The sequence below is a fragment of the Psychrobacter sp. T6-1 genome (genome assembly GCF_052258445.1).
On record NZ_JBQQFC010000814.1, the window covers coordinates 1 to 535 of the forward strand.

The 535-nt window shown below is 42.6% G+C and carries 1 protein-coding gene; it reads left to right on the forward strand.

All coding sequences use genetic code 11. The annotated features are described in order from the left end of the window. Positions 1–94: 94 nt before the first annotated feature. Positions 95–535, forward strand: a 441-nt coding sequence (locus ACTXGO_RS16130; protein WP_443575237.1) for an elongation factor P hydroxylase, incomplete at its 3' end; no start/stop codon positions are given.

The following is a 535-nucleotide window of genomic DNA, read 5'->3' on the forward strand; positions in this document are numbered from 1 at the left end:
TCTGTCTTTAATGAATGAACTCAAGTCTTATATACAGTCATATGATTCTCCATCAATCCTCACTGATATTCATTCATCATGTGATAAAGGTTTGATGATCTATGAGTGGTCAGAGGCTAAAGAAGAAAAAAGCGTTGATGCTTTGATTGATTTGTTTAATACCTTATTTGCCAATCAAAACGTAATATTGGTGCACAGTGATGGCGAACCTGAGTATTTTGCCGCAACTTATGATAAACCAGCTCGCATAGCCTTTGCTCATGGGTTTTTCGCCAGCGCTTTGCATGAAATCAGTCACTGGTGCATCGCAGGACAAGCACGTAGGCGTCTTGATGATTTTGGCTATTGGTACGCAGCAGATGGGCGCAATCAAGATGAGCAACTGGCCTTTGAGCGCGTGGAAATCAAGCCGCAAGCTTTGGAGTGTTTATTTAGTCTTGCCTGTCACAGACCGTTTAGAGTGTCGCAGGATAATATCTTTGCAACCTTTGATACGAGTAGCAGCACGTTTGCAGCTGACGTCTATAAGCAAGCT